The organism is Botrimarina mediterranea (assembly GCF_007753265.1).
GTDB lineage: Bacteria > Planctomycetota > Planctomycetia > Pirellulales > Lacipirellulaceae > Botrimarina > Botrimarina mediterranea.
In genome coordinates this window covers 2,199,857-2,220,432 of record NZ_CP036349.1, presented here as the reverse complement: position 1 = coordinate 2,220,432, position 20,576 = coordinate 2,199,857, and the positions used below count along the sequence as shown (strand labels likewise).

Sequence of the window (20,576 nt, the reverse complement as noted above, 5' to 3'; positions counted from 1 at the left end):
CCTTCCTGACGCCCTTACTCCTTCGCGCGTTTGAAGCTAAACGCGACATAACGAAACCCGCGCGGCGTGTCGTAGATCGCGGCGCCGCTGGGGGTGGCGTACTTCATCATCGCCTCGGCCGAGGGGACGCCCGAATCTTCCAGCGCGTCGCGCAGCCAACGCATCGGCGGGGCGAACTCGGCCATCTGGTTGAGTTGCTCGCGCGAGGCGTCCGACGAGCCGGCGGCGTGCCATTGGCGGAACTGTGCGACGGGGTCTTGATACATGAGGATGCGTCCCTCTTCCCCGCCCACCGTCGCGGCGCCGAGACGATTGATGCGGTTCGCCATCAGTCGGAACGGCAGATGCTCGGCGAGCCGGTCACCTTCGCCGGCATGGGTGTCTAGGAGCTTTTGCATCAGTTCATATGTTTCGCAGAACACGACGTCGTCGCCGATGAGCGCGAGACAACTGATCACCATTGGCGCTTGGCCGGGTCGTGGCCCCTCCTCCCGTTGCTTCTGCGCCATCTCCTCAAAGAACGGTAGGACGAAGTACGGATGACCGTTGTGGTCACGCTGTTCCAAGTTGGCGCCGACCTTATTCAACACGGCCTCAACAACCGTCAGCGCCTTCTCGGGTTCATGGGTCTCAAGAAAGATCGCCCGTGCTGGGGTCACGCGAGGCGCGGCGCCCTCGCGAGTCTCACCAAAAGCTTGCAGCGAGACGAAACGACCCGTGAAGTGTTCGATCAAGGTCGCCGGCGAAACTCCCGCTCTCTCCGTGACGAACTTTTCGACATCGTCGGCGAACCGCCCCTCACCGCGGATGCGATCGTAAAGTTGCGAGGCGCCGTCCAAGGTCCCCGCAAAGTCAACCGCTCCGCAGGTGTAGGCGGCGACCTCCGAGGGGATCGCATCGACCGGAGTCGGGTCGCACGGCAACAGGCGGGCCATCTTGAGCACGCCGGCGCGCGGGTTGTCGAGCAACAAGTGCGCGCGGAACAGCGAGTCCCACTCGCCCTCGTTGATCCACACCGAGCCGGCGGCGCCCTCGACGCCATCGATCCCGAGGATCGGCAGCGTCGCCAACGCGATCCGCGCGCCGGCGTTCTCTTGGGCGACCGCGCGGAAGATGCCCACCGGGTCGATGAACGCCACGAGTTGAGGAGGCGACTCATCACCGGCGCCGAGCCGCTCGCTGACGCATTCGCGGAGCGACTCGGTGAAGGCTTCGTTGTCCGACAATGGTTCCGCGTAGCGTTGCCGCAGCCGCTTCGCTCGCTTGGCCCGATCTTCGTCCTCGGCGGGCTTCTCTTCCTCATCCTCGGCTTCCGCTTCGACCGCGGGGACGAGTCCCTCGGCCTCGTCCCACTTGGTGACGACCGATTCGAGGAGGATGCGATCGTTGCAGATGATCAGAACGCCGTCGCGCTCGACGGCGCCGAACGTCTCATTGGCGTTATCGCCGCGGCGGATGACGGTTGCTGTCGTCGAGCCGACGGGCTCGCTCGCGATCTGCTCCCCGCGTCCCGACGCGTATTCCTTGATGGAATCCAACAACTTCGTCGCCCGTTCTTGCCCGTCGGCGAGCGCCATCGGCTCACCCGCCTTGCGGTTGGCGCCGCTGACGGTATCGGCGAGGAAGACAACGCCCGGCGGTTCATTGCGCCGCGGCACAATCCCCAGCGCGACCTCGCCCTCGAACAACGCCAGCATGTCGGCCAAGCCGCCGCCGGTCGCCTTGCCGGGCCCTTCGCGGTACGACTCGTCGATGCGGTTGAACAACGCCTTGAGGAAGGGCGATATCTCGGGATCGTTCAGCAGCTCGCCGCCGCCGCCGCTGTTGAAGCGGTCGGAGAGTTCGGTCGCGTCGGGCGTGCGGACGAAGAAGACCGACCGGCCCGGGAAGAGCCGCATCGACGTGGGACGCTCGGCCAGCGCCGCGACGGGCGCCAGTACGACCAGGGCCAGGGCGACCCGGAGGGTCAGGCAAACTAGACGGATTCGATACACAATGCTCCCCTGTGTTTTTAAGACCCGTATTTTACCCCATCGCGCGGCCAAAACCGAACACAAAACATCCGATCCCGACAGCTCAAAAACGCTTCTTGCACGCGGTGGTGAAAGCCCACCGTCGCTCGCGCCCGGGCGTTCCCTACGTGGTACACTTCAGGATGCCCAAACCGCCCACCCAACGGGGGACGATCCCGATGTTCCGCCCTGCCCTTCCCTTGTTCGTCGCGGCCGCGACGATCTTGCTACCCGCCAACGATTCATTGGCTCAGGGCGGTCGAGCCGGTGGCGGTGGATTGGGCGGCGCCAGCTCCTTCGGGAGCTCGAGCATGGGCGGCGGCTTCGGTGGCCAGTCCGCCTTTGGCGGCTCGTCGTTCGGGCAAAGCGGACTGGGCCAATCGGGTTTCGGCCTCGGCCAATCGAGCTTTGGGCAGTCCGCGTTCGGCCAGTCCGCTTTTGGTGCCGGACAACAAGGGGGCTCCTTCGGCGCGCAGGGCGGCAACCAAGCCTTCATCGGCCGTAGCGCCGCGGACATGGCGAGCTTCTTCGGCGGGGCCGCCAATCAAGCCGGCCAAAACACCCAACGCGGGCAACGCTCTGGGGGTGGTAGCAACCGCGGCAGCTCGAGTTCGTCGTCGAGCACACAGACCGAGGTCCGCGTCGCCATCACCGCGTCGCCCGAACTCCAGCGCTTTGTCGCCGCGAATTGCCCGCCGGCCGCCGTCGCCATCTCCAACGTCTCTAGGGCGTTAGAACGCAAAGGCGTGGACGGCGTCACCCTCATCGCCGCCGATGGCGTCGCGGTCCTCGAAGGGTTCGTCGCGACCCCTGCCGACAAGCTGCTGGCGGAAAAGCTCGCTTCGATCGAACCGGGCGTCCGCCGCGTCGATAACCGCCTCGTCGTGCAGGCCGTCGCCGAAGAGATTCTCCCCGAGCCGCAGTGATGCGAAAACAGAAGAACCGGGGCTAATCAAGCGACTCAACGATTCAACTTGATGGTCGTCGTCGTGAGCCGCTTACGTGGTTCCTCTTCTTGCGCCGGTACGGTCGCCGGCTTGGCGCCAGTACGCTCCTCGAAACCGGCTTGCCGGACAGTCGTCGCCTTCGTCGATTCGGCGATCATCGTCTCCCCCACCGGCGCCAGGCCGTTGCCCGGTAGCCGCTGCCGCGCTTGATCGCTCACCACGAGCCCGCCCCCCCGGACTGGCTCGAAGCGTGCGATCAAACTCACGTGTGTCGGCGCGGCGTCTACCGTTCCCCATGGCAGCCAGACGCTGTACGAGGGACCGATCTCCGAGACGCTCATGTTCTTCGGCAACTGGTCCGGCGGGAACACGAACCGCCGCGTCGGGCGGTGATCGGTGGGATCGCGGCCCGATTCGTCGAACGCGTACACTACCAAGCGACCGTCGACCTCGATCGGATCGGCGCCGTGGTCGTAGAAGTAGAGCCGCCCCCCAAACCCGCGTTCCGCCGGCTCGCCCGGCGTCTGCCGCACGGTGTCGGCCCAGGTGGCGACAATCCGCTCCGGCTCTCCTTTGCGCGGCTCGTCCGGGTTGGCGCCCCACTCCATCGGGTTGGGCATCTTGAACGGCGTTTCGGTCTTCGCCACCGTCGACGACGCGCCGCGGCAACCGGCCAGCAGGCAGATCGCTAGCCCGACCGCCGCCATGCTACGAAGGGGAGAAGTCATCTCGACGCCTTGGCCTTGTTTCAATCGTGGGACTTCGAACTTGCGGTTTCGGTCTCGGTTCATGGGGCGACCGTTGGCAGTCGGCGCGGCGGAATGAACGGTTTGGAGTACGACGCCGCCTCGACACGGCTGGCGACTTCGGCGACGGGCTCTTCCGCTTCGCCGATGGGCGCCGCGGTCTTCACCTCGCCTAAGACGGGGCCGCCGGGCGGCAGCTCGGTCGGAAAACAGCCGGGCACGTCGTCCCACGCGTCGCCCCGCGTCCGCAGGCCCGATGGGCCGTGCATCTCGATCACGTCCGACAGCACCCAGCTCATCCGCGACGACTCGACTTGCTTGAGCATCTCGGCGTCGAGCTCCGATCGGATCACGCGCGGCGTCAGGATGATCAGCAACTCGGTCCGCCCCTGCTGCACCGCGTCGTAGCGGAACAGATCGCCGATCAGCGGGATGTCCGCCAACAGCGGCACCCGCCGGTGGATGTCCAGCGTCCGCTTGGTGAGCAGACCGCTCAGCACGATCGTCTGTCCGCTGGCGGCGCTGACGGTCGTCGTGGCTTGGGTGGTCTTGATCTGCGGCGCCCGCACCACATCGCCCGTTGTGGAGATGTTGATGGCGACGCCCTCTGCTTCCGGCCCCAGTTCGGACTTCTCCGCGGCGACGTTCATGATCACCTGGCCGTCGACGCTGATGCGAGGTTGCACCTCGAGGATGATGCCGACGTCCTCGTACTCGACGTTGTTGGTTTGTCCGAAGTTGTTCTGAGTCACGCCGGCGATCCGCGGCACGCGGGCGCCTACCTGAACGCGTCCGACTTTGCCGTCGATTGTCGTGATCTGCGGGCGACTCAACACCTCGAGGCGCCGGCTCTCCTGCAACGCTCGGAGCAAGAAGTTGACGTTGCTGCTGCTGGCGGACATCACAAAGCCGCCGAAGTTGAGGTCGCTGTTAACCCGGCTCAACGCGAAGCTCGAAAGCGCCTGCGCGCCGATGTTGCCGGCCTGCGCCAGCGACGTCGTCGAGCCGTTATTCCCGAGCGGCTGGTTGTTGAAGTTGTAGCCCGGCGTCAGGTTGCTGGAGATGATGTTCTGCGTCGTCGTCGAGATCGCGGCGCCGCCGGGCGATTGCTCGTTGGTGGTCGTCGTGATGAACTGCGTGTCGGACAGCAGCGAGCGGTCGAACAGCAGCGAGTCCTGCAAACCTAGCTCAACGCCGAACTCGTCGGTGTCGTTCAGGCTCACCTCGGCGATCAACACCTGCACCACCACCATCGGCGGACGCTCGTCGAGCTCTTCGACGAGCCGACGTAGCTCCTGCTCGTAGCGCGGCGTCGAGCTGACAATCAGGCTGTTCGTGGCCGGCTCGGCGACGATGATTACCTCGCGCTCGATCAACTCGCGCGGGCTGAACCCGAGTTCCGCTTCCGCCTCGGCGCTCCGTTCGTTCTCCAACCATTCGTTGAGCACTTGCGAGACCGTTGTCGCGTCGGCGTTCTTCAGGCGGAAGACCGTCGTCTGCCGCGAGCGCACCTCGGCGTCGTCGAGCCGCAACAGGATCGCCTCGACCACCGCCAAGTCCTCCGCGGTGCCCGCGGCGATGATGCTGTTCGAACGCAGGTCCGTCGAAACGCTCAATCGGGAAAGGCCTCCGGACCCGTACCCGCCGGGATCATCGCTGTCTTCCTCCGTCGCGAAGAGCGATCTCAACATATCGGCGAGCGCCGCCGCATCGCCATTGGCGATCGTAAAGACCTTCAACTCGGCCGAGGCGTCGGGCGTGCGGTCGAGCCGCTCGATCAGCGCGGCGATCAGGCCCATGCTCTCCGCCGGGGCGGTCACGACGAGCGAATTGGCCCGCGCGTCCGCCGACACACGGACGCTGTTGAGTACGCCCGATTCCAGCGCTGTGGGGTCTCCCTCGCCGACGCTCAGACGCAGCGCCGCGACGCGTGGCGTCGCGTTCTCGGCGTCCGACTCGGTCGAGGGTTGGATCGCTTGCAGCAACACTTCGGCGAGGTCCTCGGCAAGCGAGTTCTTCAGCGGGAAGACCCGCACCTCATCCACGGCCTCGCCGCGAGCGGCGTCGACTTGCTTCAGCAGCGCACGGACCTCTTCCTGGTCGCGTGGGGCTGCGCTGACGATCACCACGTTGCTGCGGACGTCGGCGACGGTGAACGCCCGCGAACGCAACAGCGACGCGGCCTGGTCATTGTTCTGCGCCGCTTGCTGCTCGAAGTAGCTGTCGATCAACGCCTTCGCGTCGGTCGCCGAAACGTGCTTCAGCGAGTACGCCTCGAAGCGGTAAGTCGGCTCCACCGGCTGGTCGAGTTGCTCCACGAGACTGACCGCGAGCCGGACGTTCTCAGGCCGACCCACCAGCAACAGCGCGTTAGGCTTCGCCAATCCGGTGACGCTCAGGTCGCCCACCCGCGGTCCGAGCACCTGGTCGTAGACATTTGTCAGCAACCGGGCTAGCGAGTCGGCGTCGATGTGCTCGAGCCGCAGCACCTTGATCTCGGGCGTCGTCTGTGAGCTGAGGCTCTCGATCTGATCGATGATTTTCATGACGCGATCGACGTCTTCCTGATCGCCACGGAGGACGATCACGTCGAGCCCTTCGACGAACTCGATCTGCACCGGCCCGAGGATCGACTCGTCCTCCGCGACCCGCGCCTGCGGCGCGTCGCTCGGCTGATCGCCCCCCTCGTCTTCGGCGGCGACTTGCCCAGCCACCGGCCGAGCGGCGATCGGCGCCGCGACTTGGATCGCTTGCAGCGCGGTCTTCACCCGTTCGGGCGGCGCAGCGGCGGTCGAAAGGATGCGGACGCTGCTGCCCTTCGACCCCGCGACGCCGGCTTGCGCCGCGATAGATTCTTCAATCGCCGCGACCACGTCGCGCCAGGCGGCGACCGCGTCGGCCGGGCCATCGATCGCGACTTCGCCCGATTTGCCGTCGACTCGGAAGCGCACCCCCGCGCCGTCACCGAGCGAGGCCGGGAACGACAGCACCGTGTGTCCCGCGTCCCAAGTGGCCGGCAACGGCCGCCGTGCGAGCGACTCCAGCCGCCCGTGCAACTCCGTCGGCGAGAGTCGTTTCAGGGAAAGCGTCGAGCCGACGCCGACGCCATCGGCTTGCGGCCCGATCGCCTGCGGCTGGGCGCCCTCGGCGCCGGTAACCAGGCGCATCAACTCGGCGTGCGTCTCCAGCGGCCCGAACAGCAGCAGGCGTCCCGTGCGGTCGTCCCACACGGTCCGCACGTCGGCCGGCAGCGTCTTGCGCCACGCCTCGACCGCGCCACGGCGTTCGGCCGGAATCGAGTGGGCTTCGAGCGCCGAGTCGGCCGCGACTTGCGCCAGCGCGTTCGGCGACGGAACGAGAGCGACAATCGCCATCACGCCCATGACCACCGCCCTAGCTAGGGGAGCGATACGTCGGGTCGGTAGTGGCGTCGTCGGCGTTGCGTGAATAAGCATCGGTCCCCCCGGATCGGGCTCGCGGGCAGCGCCCCCACGGCGGGAGCGGTCGCGGCGCACGATGGCAGCGCCAACCGATACGATCGGCGTCATCCGGATCATCGGCAAGGTTTGCCACGGGTCGCCAAGATTTCCGCCAGCATCCGCGGCCAAAGTAAGGGACCACACTGCTAGCAGACCGCCGCTGTAGGGTCCGCTGTGCGGACCGTGGCTCGCGGTCAAAATCTCCCTCGCCGCGCCGCGTTCAATCCAAGGTCCGCCCAGCGGACCCCACCGGCCAAATGCCAGCCCAAAGCCGCGATCAAGCCGAGGAAATCACCGCGCCGTCAGAGGCTCTGAGAGGCCCATCTACGCGTCCTCTCCGCCTGACCCACAATGAACGCCTGGACACACCAACGCCCGCCTACGAGGCCCCTAGGGCCCTCAGAATCGATGCTGTGACCACCGTCACCGGCTAGGCCGGGAGCATCCCTGCCAAAAGCCTCTCAGGCCGCCAACTTCATCCATCGGCGAGCCGTCGAACGAGGATGGCTCATGGGTGAGGTCGGCGCTTCGCCGCCGAGGCGGTTAAGCTGCGGGCCGCCCGGACTACCAGCCCGCCATCGAAACCGCATCACGGATGAACCACGCCACGAAGGGCCGACGCGCTCGGCGCTCTCGCCCACACGCAGCCGCATTGATGGCGGCAATGCTCACATCGGCAATCGCGTTCACTGCGCCGTCGGTCGCCACGCCTCGGTTTGATGATGCTGCGATGCCGTTAGAGACAGTCGTCGATCTATTAGGTGCCCCATTGGCATCGGACAATCGAGAGAGCTTTTATGCGCAATTCATCGGAGCTGGTCCTGGCGACACTGCTGACACTGACAGCATAAACCCGGTAGCAATGCGTGCGAGGTTCATCGTTGACCAAGATGATTCCGGAGTTTTTGTTGAGCGGTCGCTGCAGCGCACACTCCCGACAGATTGGTATCATTCCATCGGTGTCTTGCAGTATTTGCCAGATCGACAATTTGTATTCACTAAACCAGAGTGGCGTTTCTGTCTCGATGCGAACATAGAGGAACCCATACGCATTCTAGAGCGATACGATCCGCAACAAGCCTACTCCGCTTCAATTGAGCTCAGAGAGATGGCGACCAGCATGCAGCCTCTGGTGTCGCCAACTGGGCGATGGGATGCAGTGACGCGAACTTTCTTGACGACCGGAGAAGGGAAGAGACAAGTCTTCATCCGATTCCGCACGCCTGAGGACACATGTACGTACGGGCATCCTCTTGGGGCCATTTACATTAAGTACCGACTTGGTAGTTATTTCGAGATCTCTGCGATCTGCACCAACGATTCAAAGTACTTGAGATTACGACGGCCTGACAAGAAAAGGCTGATAGCCTATTCCAACATTCTTCGCAGGAAAGGGGTGAGTTTCGAGGGGGAAGCTGAGGACGTGAACTTGCGAGACCTCTGGCAGACATTTCGTCACACTCCTGGCCCCGAGTGGGACCGCTCAAACATCGGTCTCCACAAGCTTCTCAGCTATACGGCGCATTCTGTATCGTCCCCCCCCGAGACACTCAGTGAGCCCGATTCGACCGGCTTTGTGGCGTCTTGCTGTGCTCACATCGAAAGCCATCTTGACGACTCGATGCGTCTAAATGCGGACGGAACGCGGCTCCCCGACGACCCGCACCTGACGTGGCTCCGCGGCGAGTACCTCACCGCGCCGGACCACTGGCGGACGGTCTTCGACCGCTGCAACGTGCTGCTCCGCTTGCCGAAGACCAACCTTACCGCGCGCGTCTACCTCGCCTCGGTCATCGGCTCGCTCGGCACGCCGCCCGGCGAGCCGATCTTCGACGCCATGCCCGACACGCCGCACGCCGACTACCTTGAAGCGGTCATCCGGTCGGCGTGGTCACAGCCGTGCGAAGAACGGCACGCCCGCGCTTGCCACGAGCGCCGCGAGCTGGACCCGGAGTGCCGACGCGACGGGGCCTTTGCGGTCGACGCGCTGGTGCGGATGGGCCGCACGGGCGAGGTTCCCGCCGAACAGCTCGACGAGTGGCTCGAGCAGCGCGTCAACCGCGCCGAGGCGCCGCGCCGTTGGCGGAACCTCTGCTGGATGAGTCGCGACGCCCGGCTCCGCCAGACGCTGCGTGCGAAGCTGTCCGCGGAGGCCTTCGTCCGCGAATCCGCCGACGACGTCAAAGCGATCCTCGACGCCCGGCGTTTGAGCGACTTGGAAGAGCAACGGGGCGTGAGGGATGTGGACGATTCCGTTAAGCCTTCTTCGATTGAGTCTCCAACGCCGCTTGACGGCGCAGCGGCGCCCATGTCGCTCGACGAGTCGATTGCTCCCGGCGCGGCAAATGCGGTCGCCCTTATCGTCGCCAGCTGCGACGTCGCCGACCGTCTTCTTGATCGCTCGATGGCCAACGTTCCGGTCGGCACGCTCTTGCCAGACGATCCCCACGAGGCTTGGACTCGCACTGATCGCTTGTACACACAAAGCCCGCTTTCGAAGGCCTATGGCGTCATGCTCGCCCTGCTCGAGCGCCGATAGAAAACCTTCCTCCACGATCCTTGGTCGCCACAACGATGGCTTCTTGCGGCGCCCCTCCGGGCGAGGATGACTTTACGCTCCCACCCACGGCGCCCTCGCGCGACTTGATCGAGGCGATCGTCCGCTCGACCTGGCTACAGCCTTGCGAAGAGCGGCACGCCCGCGCTTGCCACGAGGCTTTGGAACAGGACCACAAGTGTGAGCACGAAGGGCTCCACGCCGTCGATTCGCTGGTGCGGATGGGCCGCACCGGCGAGGTCCCCGACGAGCAACTCCAGGTCTGGCTCCGGACCCGCCTCAACCGCGCCGAGGCGTTCCGTCGCCGCCGCGACCTCTGCTGGATGACCCGCTACGAGCCGGTGCGGCAGCTGCTGCGCGAGATGCTCGAGCAGAACGACCTCGTGCGCGAGGCGGCCGAGGACGTCCGCGCAACGCTGGCGTCGCGTTCAGAAGACTGAGCGCGAGTCGGTGAGCCCTAATCGCCAAAGCCGGGAGGGCGCCGGCTGTCCGCTTCACGACGGGCGCCGACGCTTAAGTCATGGTCGCAGAGTCCGACCCCCTGTAGCGTACTTTATTTTGCCGTAGCGTCTCGCTTAGAGACGCGGAGACGCCGAGGGCAGGCTGCGAAGACTCACGCAAAGGCGCCAAGGCGCAAAGACAAAGTCGTTGAGAAATGAGCGTAGCCGCAAACGATCACAGAGCAACACGTTCTTTGCGGCTTAGCGCCTTCGCGTGAGTCTTGAAGGCATCTAACTCTGCGTCTCTGCGCGAGACTTCCCCAAGTTGCTCCGTGGATCAGAGCGAGGCTAGAAACGCTACGGCCAAGTGAAACACGCTCTACGCGGCGTCGCGCGACGCCTTCTGCGCTTCGCCGATCATCTCGCCCAGATCGACCGTAAACTTCGCCCCGTCTTCGGCGACGACCGTCATCTCCCGCTGGCTGACCGATTCGACTTTGCCCTTGAACTGGCCCACCTCCAGGGCGTCGCCGTCGTGCAAGCGGAGCGTGACGCCGGTCGTGCGGACCACGATCCAAGCCTCGTAGGCGTCGCCGTAGCCGACGATGCCCGACAGCGCGGCGTGCTCGGCGTCGTCGAACGGCGGCGGCGATGGTTTGGGCTTGGGCGTTTCTTTCACAACCTCGACCGGCGCCGGCTTGGGCGGCGGCGGGGGCGTGTAGCTTGCAAAGAGATTGCGGCCGCCGACGCTCTGCACGTAGTCGCCCGCCGACGGCTTCGCCAGCCGCGCGGGATCACGGGGCGTCTCGGGCAGGCCCGTCTCGCGCGGCGCGCCGTTGACGATCAACGCGACGCTAGTAAACGTGACGTTCCACTCATCCCCCTCGTCGTCCGCGGGGCGGAGTTGGAGATTGGTGATCTGGTGCAGAACGTCCAGCCGATAGTAGGCGTCCAGCAGCTTGACGACGGCCTCGGGTTTGCCGCTGGCGACCGAGGTGAACGATAGCGACGTCGAAGCGTCTTCGTTCTGCCGCACCGAAGCGAACTTCACCGAGCCGAGCTCGAGACCCGAGGCCTGGATCGTGTCGATGAGCCACGCCGTATAAACGCTCCGCGCGACGTCGGGGTCCGCCGGCAGCGACTGCTCTTGGAACTTCTCCAATTTTCGCAGCGACTGCCGCGCACGGCGGGCGTCAACGCCTGTGTTGAACAGCGTTTCGTCGAGCTCGGACAACTCCCGCATACGGCGGGCGTAACCGTCCTGGTACGAGTCGAAGAAACCCCAACCGAACCACGCCGCGACGATCAGCAAGACGCCGGCGAGCAAGAACTTCTCGCGCTGGTTCATGACGACGCCTCCTCGGAGTCAGAGGCAACTTCGGCAGGAGCGTCTTCGGTGGGCTCGTTCGTTTGTTCTGAAGGCGCCGCTTCATCTGGTTTGGCCACTGGCTCTTCATCTAGCGAGCCTTCAACCGACTCCACAGGAGCCGCACCCGTCTCCTGCCCGTCGGTATCGCCAGCGGAGGACTCCACTTCGCCGGCCCCTTCAACGTCCTCGTTCACCGATTCGTCCGCAGGCTCCTCATCGGCGACGACGCCGGTGTCCGGCGGCACGCGCAACAGGGCGGTGTACTTGTAGCGGTACTCGTCTTTCGCCGGCGTCTCCGTCGTGGAGATCGGCTCGACCGGATGATTCCCATCACGCAGCCGCGCCTCGAGTTCACTCGATGACGAGCTGCGCGCGACGGCTGTCAGATCGATCCGCCCGCCCGGCTCGTTGCCTCCGAGCATCGCCGTCGCGATCAACTGGGTCGCGCGGATATCGGACGCAACCGGGAAGTCCTTGGCGTCGAGCGGCGCGGGGCGGAGCTTCTGGCTCAGCCGGTCGAGTTCGTCGAGCCAGTTGACGTCGCTCTGACGCCACTCTTCGATCTCGGCGACCTTCGACTGATAGGGCTCGAAGGCCTCGACGTCGGCCTCGGCGGCGGCGATCTCCTTCTGCTTTTCGGAGATCTGCCGGTCGAGCTGCGCGACGCGGTCGTACGCCAACCACGCGGCGGCGGCGATCACCGAAGCCGCGGCAGCGCCGAGCAGGACCTGCCGACGGCGGCCCGTCTCCGCGACGGGCGGGCGCCGTGGGTCGGCGAGGTTGATCGTCGGTTTGTCGCCGCGGGCGGTAAGGATCGCCAGCCCCGTTGCGGCGAGGCACTTGTCGTACGCCGTCGCATCGATGAGGTCGGCCGCCGATGTTTCCGGCCACATCGAAAGAGCGATGTCCTCACCGGGGATCAAGTCGTCGTGCAGCGGCAGCACCTTCGGCGCCTCGACGCCATCGGCGGAGAGCGCAAGCAACGTGCGTCGAAGCTCGCGCTGGGCGTCGGCCTCGCCGACATGAGCCGAGCGGACGAGCACCGGCTGATTCGCAGCGAACGAGACGAAGTCGATCGAATCGCCGGCACGGGCCAAGAAGATGACGGGCTCGCCCTCTCCGGTCGAAGGCGCGATCGCCAACGGCCGCGGCGTCGCGACCGCCAACCTGCCACCCAGGTCTTCGGCGACCTCACGCCAGAACGCCAGGGCCTCTTCGCTCGCCCAGGCGGCGAGCACCGTCGGAGCCCCTTCTTGTCCCGCCTGCGGCGGCGAGAAGTCCGCGACGATCGACTCGACGTCCGCGGCCGCGTCACGCGCCGCCTGCAGCGCGACAATCGGCGGCAACTCGGTTTCGGGCGCCGGCGGTACAGCGAGCCGCTTGACGCGGACGTCTTCGGGCCCCAGCGCAACGGCGAGCTGTGCCTTTCCGCCGCGCAGTTTCGGCAGCGCCGCACGGAGTGCCTCCGCCAGCTTCTCCGCCGACGGGGCGCGTTCGACCGTGGCGTACCCAGCGAGCCGCACCGAGCCCCCCTTCGGGCGGTCGGCGAGCACGGCGGTGACGCCACGGCTGTCGGTCTGGAGGGCGAGGGTCAGCAAGGCGGGACTCGATCGTGGGGAAAGCTGGGACCTTTCAGTTTAGTCAGCGGGCGACTCCGAACGCCAATCGCAGCCGCTTATTTCACCCCGGAGTTCGCGGAGAATGTGCAGCAAGTAGCCTCTTTCACCGCGTCCTCGGCGCACTCCGCGGTGAATCTATTGCGGTACGCCAGCCCCCTCGGGGACCAGCGTCAGCGCGGGGTCGAAGCCAGCGCCCAGCGGGCTCAAGTCGCGGCGCAGCACCACCCGCGGGGGCAGCGTCGTGGCGTCGAGCACGACTTCCATCCGACGGATCGGGCCGCCCGCTTCGTAGCCCCCAACGACCTGGGTGCGGTAGACGGCCCCCTGCCCCGTGACGTACGGCGCCAAGGCCTTCATCTCTTCGAGTTGCAGGTATCCCTCCGTCAGCAGCCAGACGGCGTTCAGGCGGTCGGGGCGGGTTGAACCGGCAGTCGGGTCGCGGTTGGCGACGATGGCGTCGGCCACGTTCGGTGGCATGCCGGGGAGCCCTATCAGCACGGCTCGCGGCGCCTGGTTGATGTTCACCCGTCCGGGGATCGACGTGGCGTCGGTCGTCGTCAGGGTCGAGACCATCTGGTTGATCGTGGTGTCCCCTTCCTGCCACGGCGACGTGACGATCGCCGGTTCGAGCTGTCCCGCCTCGACGACGCGGACTCTTACTCCCACGAGGTCGAGTGGGTCGGTAATCGCCTCGGCGGCGGGGGCATTGAAGTCGATGGTGATCGCGCCGGCGGCTTTCTCCTGCATCTGTGTGCTTCCGCCGCCCTCCCCTCCCCCTTCGCCGAGCGCCTCGACCTCCTCGGGCTGCTCCGGCTCGGTCGCTTCGTCGTCGAGGGCGTCGGGGTCCTCTTCGGGACCGCCCTGGCGGTAGGCGACCACAAAGTTGGCCGCGTCGATCCCGAGGACCGACTCGATCTGCGTGTGCAGCTGCTGCAGGTCGTCGCCGTTGACGTTGATCTTCGGAGTGCCGTCGGGCTGAACATTGGCCTCGGCGCTATAGAGCGTCAGCATCGAGGCCCAACCCCCGCTCAGTTCTCCCGTGGAGTTATCGACCGGCAGCGCGACGCCGGCGGCCTCGGCTGGAGAGACTTCGTAGTTGCGGTCTTGGTCGAGGCCCCACAGCAGTTCGGGCGTGACGCCCTTGACCTGCAACAGTTGCTCGAGCGTCGAGATCGGGCCGTTCATCGGCAGGATCGGCGGTTCGAGCGTCGAATAGTAATCCCGCTCGGCGCCGAGCGAACGGACGTCGTCGTCTTCGTCCATCCAGTCGAGGATGGCGTCGGCGATCGCCTCGGTCATGCCAGGCAACGCCATCAGCTGGGTGCGTGCCGCGCCCTCTTCGCGCGTCTCGGTGACCAGCAGCGTGTTGAGATTGAGGCGTCCCGAGTCGTCCTCCAGTCCGAAGCGGGCGCCTTCGAGCTGGTAGTTCCCCCAACGCGGCGCGACCGCCGCGGCGCGGACACGCAGTTCGGCGGCGGGGTGGTCGGCCACGAGCACCGCGCGGAACCGCGCCGGGTTCTCGTACCAGCCGCCGTCCTGATCGATCGTCGTTGCGTCCTCTGAGAGATAGACGCGTAGCATCTCGGTGGCGGACTCGGCGGCGTGGTAAGCCTGCTCGCGTCGCACCGAGGCGTCGGCCGCCTTGCGTTCGGCGAAGGTCCAATCGAAGTACGACAGGTTGGCGATCGCCATCAGCGCAACGACGACGAGCACAACCAACAGCAGCACGCCGCGACGCTCTCTCCGATTGCGATAGCGCATGTCAGGTTCCCCCCGCGCCAAAGCCGCCTGAAGCCCCAGAGCCCGAGCCCATTCCGCCGGTCGAGGCAGACGCCGAGCCCGCTGCGGCGCTCGCTCCAGCAGAAGCCGTTGCTTCGTCAGCAGCAGCAGGGAGGCGGACCACTCGACGGTAGATTTGGGTTTGCTGCCGAGCGGTGCTGGTGTGGTCGGCGTCGGTCGCGTCGATTGGCGCAAGCTCGATGCGGACCTCCACTGCCATCGGCAACGCCTGCTGCTCGGACATATCCCACATGTCAATGAGCTGTGTGCCGTCCCAGTAGCGGAACTGGATCGCCCTCACTTCCGGAGCGATCGGCTCGGTCACGGGCGTTTCGACGCCCTGCTCGGTCCGCCAACGCACTGCGTCACGAGGCGCGACGGTCCGGACCAAGCCCGGCGTCGCGGCGACGAGAGACATGCCATAACCGATCTGCGTCCAACCCACATCGATGCGAGCGACGGGGGCCGCGCCCTCCGCAACCGTCACCAGGGTCTGCGTGAGTTGCCGGCTGTCGATCGTCAGCGAATCGACATCGCCGTTGAGGCCGGTTGGAATCTGGTTGGTGGCGGCGGTTGTCGTCGATTGCGATTGAGCTTCGTCCTCGGCGCCCGAATCGACCTCGTCAACGTCGAACTGCGCCGCGGCGTCCGCCGCACTCTGAAGTTCCGTGACGTCCTGCGAGGGAGCCGTGGTCGCCGCGCGGAGGTCGGCCGTGATCAGGTCGAGAATCGAACGCGCGATCTGCGCTTGCTCGATCGACGTGCGGCTGCTGTCGAGCCGCACGAGGTGCAGGTCGATTGCCATCCCCAACAGCGCCGAAAGGGCAATCGACAGCGCGATCGCCAACACCAGCTCGATCAAGGAGAAACCGCGGCGGGTCATCATAGCGTTCCCCCCGTGCCGGATGAGCTCGTGCTCGAAGCGCCTGCCGAGGAGGTCGAAGCCGACTCCGTGAGAGCAGGGTCAATCACCCAGCGCACCAGCTGAACCGTATCGAGCTCGCTAGCCAACGGGTCGTTCGGTCGCGCGCTAGCGTAGAGCACCAGCACGCCATCGAGGGGACCGTTCTCGATCCGCAAAGACACCAACGCGACGGGCGGCGCCGTGGGGTCGAGTGGGTCAGCGACCGGTTCGCTGTCCACCGCAACCAATTGCCGTGAGCCGACGATCACCTCGTCGAGCAACGAGGCGGCAGCGAAGCACAACTCGGCTTGGTCCGCGGCCCGGCGGGCGTTCTGATGGGAACGGCCCACCGCTTCGCCAAGCGTCGCTAGCGCAAGCCCGAGGATCGCCAGCGCGAGGATCACCTCGAGTAGCGTGAAGGCGCGGCGTTTGGTTCGCTGGCGACGCATGGCCGTTAGGTCCCCTCACTTGCTGAGACCACTTCAACCCGCGCCGCGCCGGTCAGGCTACGGAGCGTGATGCGTCGCCGGCGTCCATTCGCCGACTCGATGACCGCCCAAGCGTCTTGGGTCGCGCCGTCGGGGCGGAACACCAAGCACGCCGCAACCGCCGGGTCGACGACCGCCGTTAGTGGGTTGCCCGCCGACAGTTGGACGAACTTTACTTCGCCGAGGTCTTCGTGCTCGTCGTCAGCAAGTGTGGTCGAGCCGGCGGCGTCCTCGTCGGCGGCGACCGCACCGGCTGCCGACGCGTCGATGAGCTTCGAGACCGTGTACCGACCCGTTCCCAACTGGCACTGGAAAACGATCGGCTCGCCGCTACGCATCGCCTCAAGCCGCGCGTCGACCCACGCGGTGCGCACCGCGTCGGCAGCCGCGTCGAGCCGCACGCGGCCAAGCGTCCCCGTGAGCGACGGCGCGACCATCGCCGCTAGCATTACCACCAGCGAGAGGACCAGCAACAGTTCAACGAGCGTGAAGCCCGTCGGTGACCGCCGGCGTTCAAGCCTCATCTTCGGACGTGACATCGTCATCGGTCCCGTCGCTGCCGTCGGGTCCCACCGACCAAACCCTAGCGGTGTTGTCCTTCGCCTCGTACTTGTACTCGTTGTCCCACGGGTCGAGCGGGATCGACTTCTTGTTCAGGTACGGGCCCGCCCAACGGTCCGCCATCTTCGAGTCACTGGGCTTCTCGACGAGGTCCTCGAGCGACTCCGGCATCTTCTTCATATCGAAGCGATACGTCTCGATGGTGCGGCTCAGCAGCTGCACCTGGGCTTTCGCCGAGTTGCGGTCCGCTTTGTCCTGCTGCCCAGTGATGGCAAGCGTCGCCATCGAGCCCAGCACCACCAGGATCACCAGCACCAGCAAGACCTCCAGCAGCGTAAACGCCGCCAGAGCACGCCGCTTGCTTCTCAAATTCATTCTCTTACGCCTGTCCATGCAAACCTCTCAATCTCAAGAAAGTTATGAACCACAAAGGAACGAAGGAACGACGGGAAGCCGCGTCGGTTCTCGTCTTACTTCGTTCCTTAGTTCCTTTGTGGTTCCTCTTGTGGAAGTGTCATAGGGTGCCGCCGGCGTTGATGATTGGCATCAGTAGCGCGATCACCACCACCAAGACGGCGCTCGCTAGGAGCACCAGCATCAACGGCTCGATGAGCCGCACCGCGAGTTCGATCTTACGCCACGTGGCGCGTTCGAGGTTATTCGCTACCTGTTCGAGCACGGTCTCGAGGCTGTTGGATTGTTCGGCGACGGCGATCATCTCGCAAACGTCGCGCGGGAAGTCTCCGCTGGCGCCGAGCGGCGCGGCGAGCGACTCGCCCGACTTGATATTCTCCGCTGCGTCACGCACGACTCCCGACAAGACGCGATTGCCGGCGGAGTCGGCCGCGATATCCAGCGCGCGGACGATCGGCACGCCCCCCTTGAGGAGCGTTCCCAACACGCGGCACAACCGCGCGACCGAAAGGCTGCGACTGATCGGACCAAACACCGGGGTGTTGATACGGACGCGGTCGATGATGTCGCGGGCGCGCGGCGTCACCATCCACTTCGACACGCCATACCCGATGCCGCCCAGCGCCGCGAGCACCAGGATGCCGTAGCGGCCGAGAAAATCGCTGAGGTTGAGCAGCGCGTCGGTGACCCACGGAAGCTCGCCTCGTTGGCGCATCTTATCGAAGATCTCCGAAACCATCGGCACCGCGAAGACCACGAGTCCCGTCACCACAAGCACGCCGATCACCGACAGGATCACGGGATACGCCAAGGCGCCGACGACTTTGCCGCGAAGCTCAGCTTGTTGCTCCGTGAACGCAGCAACCCGGTCGAGCGCGTCCTCGAGGAAGCCGCCCTCGCCGCCAGCGCGGATCATACTGACGGCCAATTCCCCGAACGCCCGCGGGTGGCGGGCCATCGCTTCGGCGAGGCTCGATCCCTGCTCGACCTGGCCGTAGACGTCTTCTAGCACGGCTTTGAGCGCCTTGTGCGACGCCTGATCCTTCACGACCGCTAGCGATCGCAAGAGCGGCACGCCGCTCCTCAACAACGCCGACAGTTGGCTATAAACCGGCGTGACCTTCGCCGTCGGCACGCTAATCGATCCACCAGCCCCAGCGGTGATAGAGCCCTTCGCAGCCTCAACCTTTACCGGAAAAAGATCCTTAGCCGAAAGCTGAGCCATCGCCTCGCGCGCAGACCCAGCGCTGAGCGTCCCCGTGAGGAGCTCGCCGGCGAGACTGCGGGCGGTGTAGGCAAAATCTGGCAAGGTCTTTCGTTGGTTCTTTTGTTAACCACAGAGCCACAGTGGGCACTGAGGACGCACTGAGACGCGAATGTTGAAGAACTGCATGATTAGAAAAACATCCCGTCGATCCGGTTCATCCTGTCCAAGAAAATCCTCTGTGCTTAACTCCGTGCCCTCCGCGCCTCTGTGGTTGACCCGTCTCTAAGTCCTATCACCACGAGTAACGCGCACAACCTCATCGACGGTCGTCACGCCGGCGATGCATTGACGCCAGGCGTCTTGACGCAGCGTGCGCATGCCCGAGGAGAGGGCCGCTTTACGGATCTCCCAGCTGCTTGCGCGGTCGTGCGCTAGCTGCCGGACGGGGTCGGTGGTTTCGCACAGCTCGAAGATGCCTTGACGGCCGGTATAGCCCAGTTCACGGCACGCGCGACAACCCTTAGCGCGGAACAGCTGACCGCCCGCCGCTTCAAACTCGTCCCACGGAAAGTCGTGCGGCAGATCATCGGTGGTGGGCGTGTAAGCTTCGCGGCACTTGCCGCAAAGGCGACGCACGAGCCGCTGGGCCATCACCGCCTCGATCGTGCTGGCGACGAGGAATGGCTCGATCCCCATGTCGATGAGCCGTGTGTAGGCGCTCGGCGCGTCGTTGGTGTGTAGGGTGCTGAACACCAAGTGACCAGTTAGGGCCGCTTGGATGGCGTTCTCGGCGGTCTCGTGGTCGCGGATTTCACCGACGAGCACCACGTCCGGGTCGTGACGCAGGATCGAACGCAGCGATGCGGCGAACGTCAAGCCGATCTTCGGGTGCACCTGGATCTGCGCGATGCCGGGAAGCTGGTACTCGACCGGGTCTTCGGTCGTGATGATCTTAGTGTTTTCGTCGTTGATCTCGGTGAGGGCGCTGTAGAGCGTCGTCGTCTTGCCGGAACCGGTCGGGCCGGTGACGAGGATAATGCCGTGGGGCGCGCGGATCAGTTCGTTGAGCTTGTCGTCGAGCACCTCGCCCATGCCAAGGGACGCCAGCGAGAACTTCATGCGTCCCTTGTCCAACAGACGCATGACGATCCCTTCGCCGTGGATCATCGGGATCACCGAAACACGCACGTCGACCTCGCGGCCTTCGACACGCAGCTTGATGCGGCCGTCTTGCGGGAGGCGTTTTTCCGCGATGTTCAGATGCGCCATGATCTTCAGGCGGCTGGTAATCGCGGCGCGGAAGTGATTGATCTCCGGCGGGGTGGGCTGTTCAACGAGGAGGCCGTCGATGCGGTAGCGGATGCGGATGCCGACCGCCTCGGACTCGATATGAACGTCCGACGCGCGGGTCTGGATCGCTTCGAGGAGGATCTCGTTCACGAGCCTAACGACGGACGCCTCTTGGGCGCCCTCGGCGAGTTCGGCGGCTTCGGCGTCGATTTCTTCGAGCAGCTCAACGCCGCTCTCTGCCTGCCGGGCGGCTACCAAGCCTTCGACCGTCTCGCTGCCGACGCCTAGGTGGGCCTTCAGCCGTTCGGCGATCTGCCGGCGGGTCGCCAGGAGCGGCTCGATCGAGAGACCCGTGATGGCGCCGATTTCGTCGAGCGCCTCGAAGTCGAGCGGGTCGCTCGTGGCGATCGAAAGCGTGCCATTTTGGCGGCTGACGGGGAACATCCCGTGGCGGTGCATCAGCCGCTGTGGGAACGCGTCGAGCAGCGATAGGTCGGGCTGGCAGTGGTTGAGGTCGATCAGCTCGGCGCCGATCTCCGACCCCAGGGCGGTCAAGACATCCTCCTCGGCGGCGTAGCCCCGCTGCACGGCGACCTCATGGAGCGGCTTACCGCCGGCCTCTCCGTTGAGCGCACGGAGCTCGTCGGCCCGCTCTTGAGAGAGGACGTTGTGTTTCAGCAGGACGGCGACCGAGTCCACGCTTGTCTTTCCGCAGGTAAATGGGGGTCGAAGAGCCCCTGATTATCAATGACCAGACGCCGGGC

At 65.5% G+C, this 20,576-nt stretch carries 15 protein-coding genes; 3 read left to right on the top strand and 12 right to left on the bottom strand.

Annotated elements, in window-relative coordinates:
- Positions 1-14: 14 nt before the first annotated feature.
- On the bottom strand, positions 15-1,994 hold the full coding sequence (locus tag Spa11_RS08910; protein ID WP_145110971.1) for a hypothetical protein: 1,980 nt from the start codon (positions 1,992-1,994) through the stop codon (positions 15-17).
- A gap of 197 nt (positions 1,995-2,191) precedes the next feature.
- Here Spa11_RS08910 and Spa11_RS08905 point away from each other — a divergent pair, with 197 nt between their 5' ends.
- Positions 2,192-2,938: a BON domain-containing protein gene (locus tag Spa11_RS08905; RefSeq protein ID WP_197529853.1), complete on the top strand. Its 747-nt coding sequence runs from the start codon at positions 2,192-2,194 to the stop codon at positions 2,936-2,938.
- 35 nt (positions 2,939-2,973) lie between these two features.
- Here Spa11_RS08905 and Spa11_RS08900 read toward each other — a convergent pair whose 3' ends face one another.
- Positions 2,974-3,750 (bottom strand): hypothetical protein, encoded by a 777-nt coding sequence (locus Spa11_RS08900; RefSeq protein ID WP_145110964.1) that lies wholly within the window; start codon positions 3,748-3,750, stop codon positions 2,974-2,976.
- Positions 3,747-7,160, bottom strand: coding sequence for a secretin N-terminal domain-containing protein (locus tag Spa11_RS08895; protein WP_197529852.1), 3,414 nt, complete (start codon positions 7,158-7,160; stop codon positions 3,747-3,749). The genes Spa11_RS08900 and Spa11_RS08895 overlap by 4 nt, the downstream gene beginning before the upstream one ends.
- Before the next feature lie 1,645 nt (positions 7,161-8,805).
- Here Spa11_RS08895 and Spa11_RS08890 point away from each other — a divergent pair.
- Positions 8,806-9,723, top strand: coding sequence for a hypothetical protein (locus Spa11_RS08890; protein WP_145110959.1), 918 nt, complete (start codon positions 8,806-8,808; stop codon positions 9,721-9,723).
- Between the two features lie 35 nt (positions 9,724-9,758).
- Positions 9,759-10,181 (top strand): hypothetical protein, encoded by a 423-nt coding sequence (locus Spa11_RS08885; RefSeq protein ID WP_145110957.1) that lies wholly within the window; start codon positions 9,759-9,761, stop codon positions 10,179-10,181.
- A gap of 379 nt (positions 10,182-10,560) precedes the next feature.
- On the opposite strand, the gene Spa11_RS08880 is transcribed toward Spa11_RS08885, so the two are convergent.
- The 9 genes from Spa11_RS08880 to Spa11_RS08840 form a co-directional block, all read right to left on the bottom strand.
- Complete coding sequence (locus Spa11_RS08880) at positions 10,561-11,529, bottom strand: hypothetical protein (protein ID WP_145110954.1); 969 nt, start codon at positions 11,527-11,529, stop codon at positions 10,561-10,563.
- Entirely contained in the window at positions 11,526-13,148 is a 1,623-nt protein-coding gene (locus Spa11_RS08875) for a hypothetical protein (RefSeq protein WP_145110951.1), read from the bottom strand. Before Spa11_RS08875 ends, Spa11_RS08880 begins: the two co-directional genes overlap by 4 nt.
- 156 nt (positions 13,149-13,304) lie before the next feature.
- The gene (locus Spa11_RS08870; protein WP_145110947.1) at positions 13,305-14,930 is read right to left on the bottom strand and encodes a type II secretion system protein GspK; all 1,626 of its coding nucleotides are present in this window, start codon (positions 14,928-14,930) and stop codon (positions 13,305-13,307) included.
- 1 nt (position 14,931) lies between these two features.
- Entirely contained in the window at positions 14,932-15,834 is a 903-nt protein-coding gene (locus tag Spa11_RS08865; RefSeq protein ID WP_145110944.1) for a hypothetical protein, read from the bottom strand.
- Positions 15,831-16,301: a prepilin-type N-terminal cleavage/methylation domain-containing protein gene (locus Spa11_RS08860; protein WP_145110941.1), complete on the bottom strand. Its 471-nt coding sequence runs from the start codon at positions 16,299-16,301 to the stop codon at positions 15,831-15,833. Before Spa11_RS08860 ends, Spa11_RS08865 begins: the two co-directional genes overlap by 4 nt.
- 5 nt (positions 16,302-16,306) lie before the next feature.
- Positions 16,307-16,879: a prepilin-type N-terminal cleavage/methylation domain-containing protein gene (locus Spa11_RS08855; protein WP_197529851.1), complete on the bottom strand. Its 573-nt coding sequence runs from the start codon at positions 16,877-16,879 to the stop codon at positions 16,307-16,309.
- Positions 16,854-17,276, bottom strand: a complete 423-nt coding sequence (gene gspG, locus Spa11_RS08850; protein WP_197529850.1) for a type II secretion system major pseudopilin GspG — start codon at positions 17,274-17,276, stop codon at positions 16,854-16,856. The genes Spa11_RS08855 and gspG overlap by 26 nt, the downstream gene beginning before the upstream one ends.
- A gap of 139 nt (positions 17,277-17,415) precedes the next feature.
- The gene (locus tag Spa11_RS08845; RefSeq protein WP_145110932.1) at positions 17,416-18,624 is read right to left on the bottom strand and encodes a type II secretion system F family protein; all 1,209 of its coding nucleotides are present in this window, start codon (positions 18,622-18,624) and stop codon (positions 17,416-17,418) included.
- 180 nt (positions 18,625-18,804) lie between these two features.
- Positions 18,805-20,511 (bottom strand): GspE/PulE family protein, encoded by a 1,707-nt coding sequence (locus tag Spa11_RS08840; RefSeq protein WP_145110929.1) that lies wholly within the window; start codon positions 20,509-20,511, stop codon positions 18,805-18,807.
- Positions 20,512-20,576 lie beyond the last annotated feature (65 nt).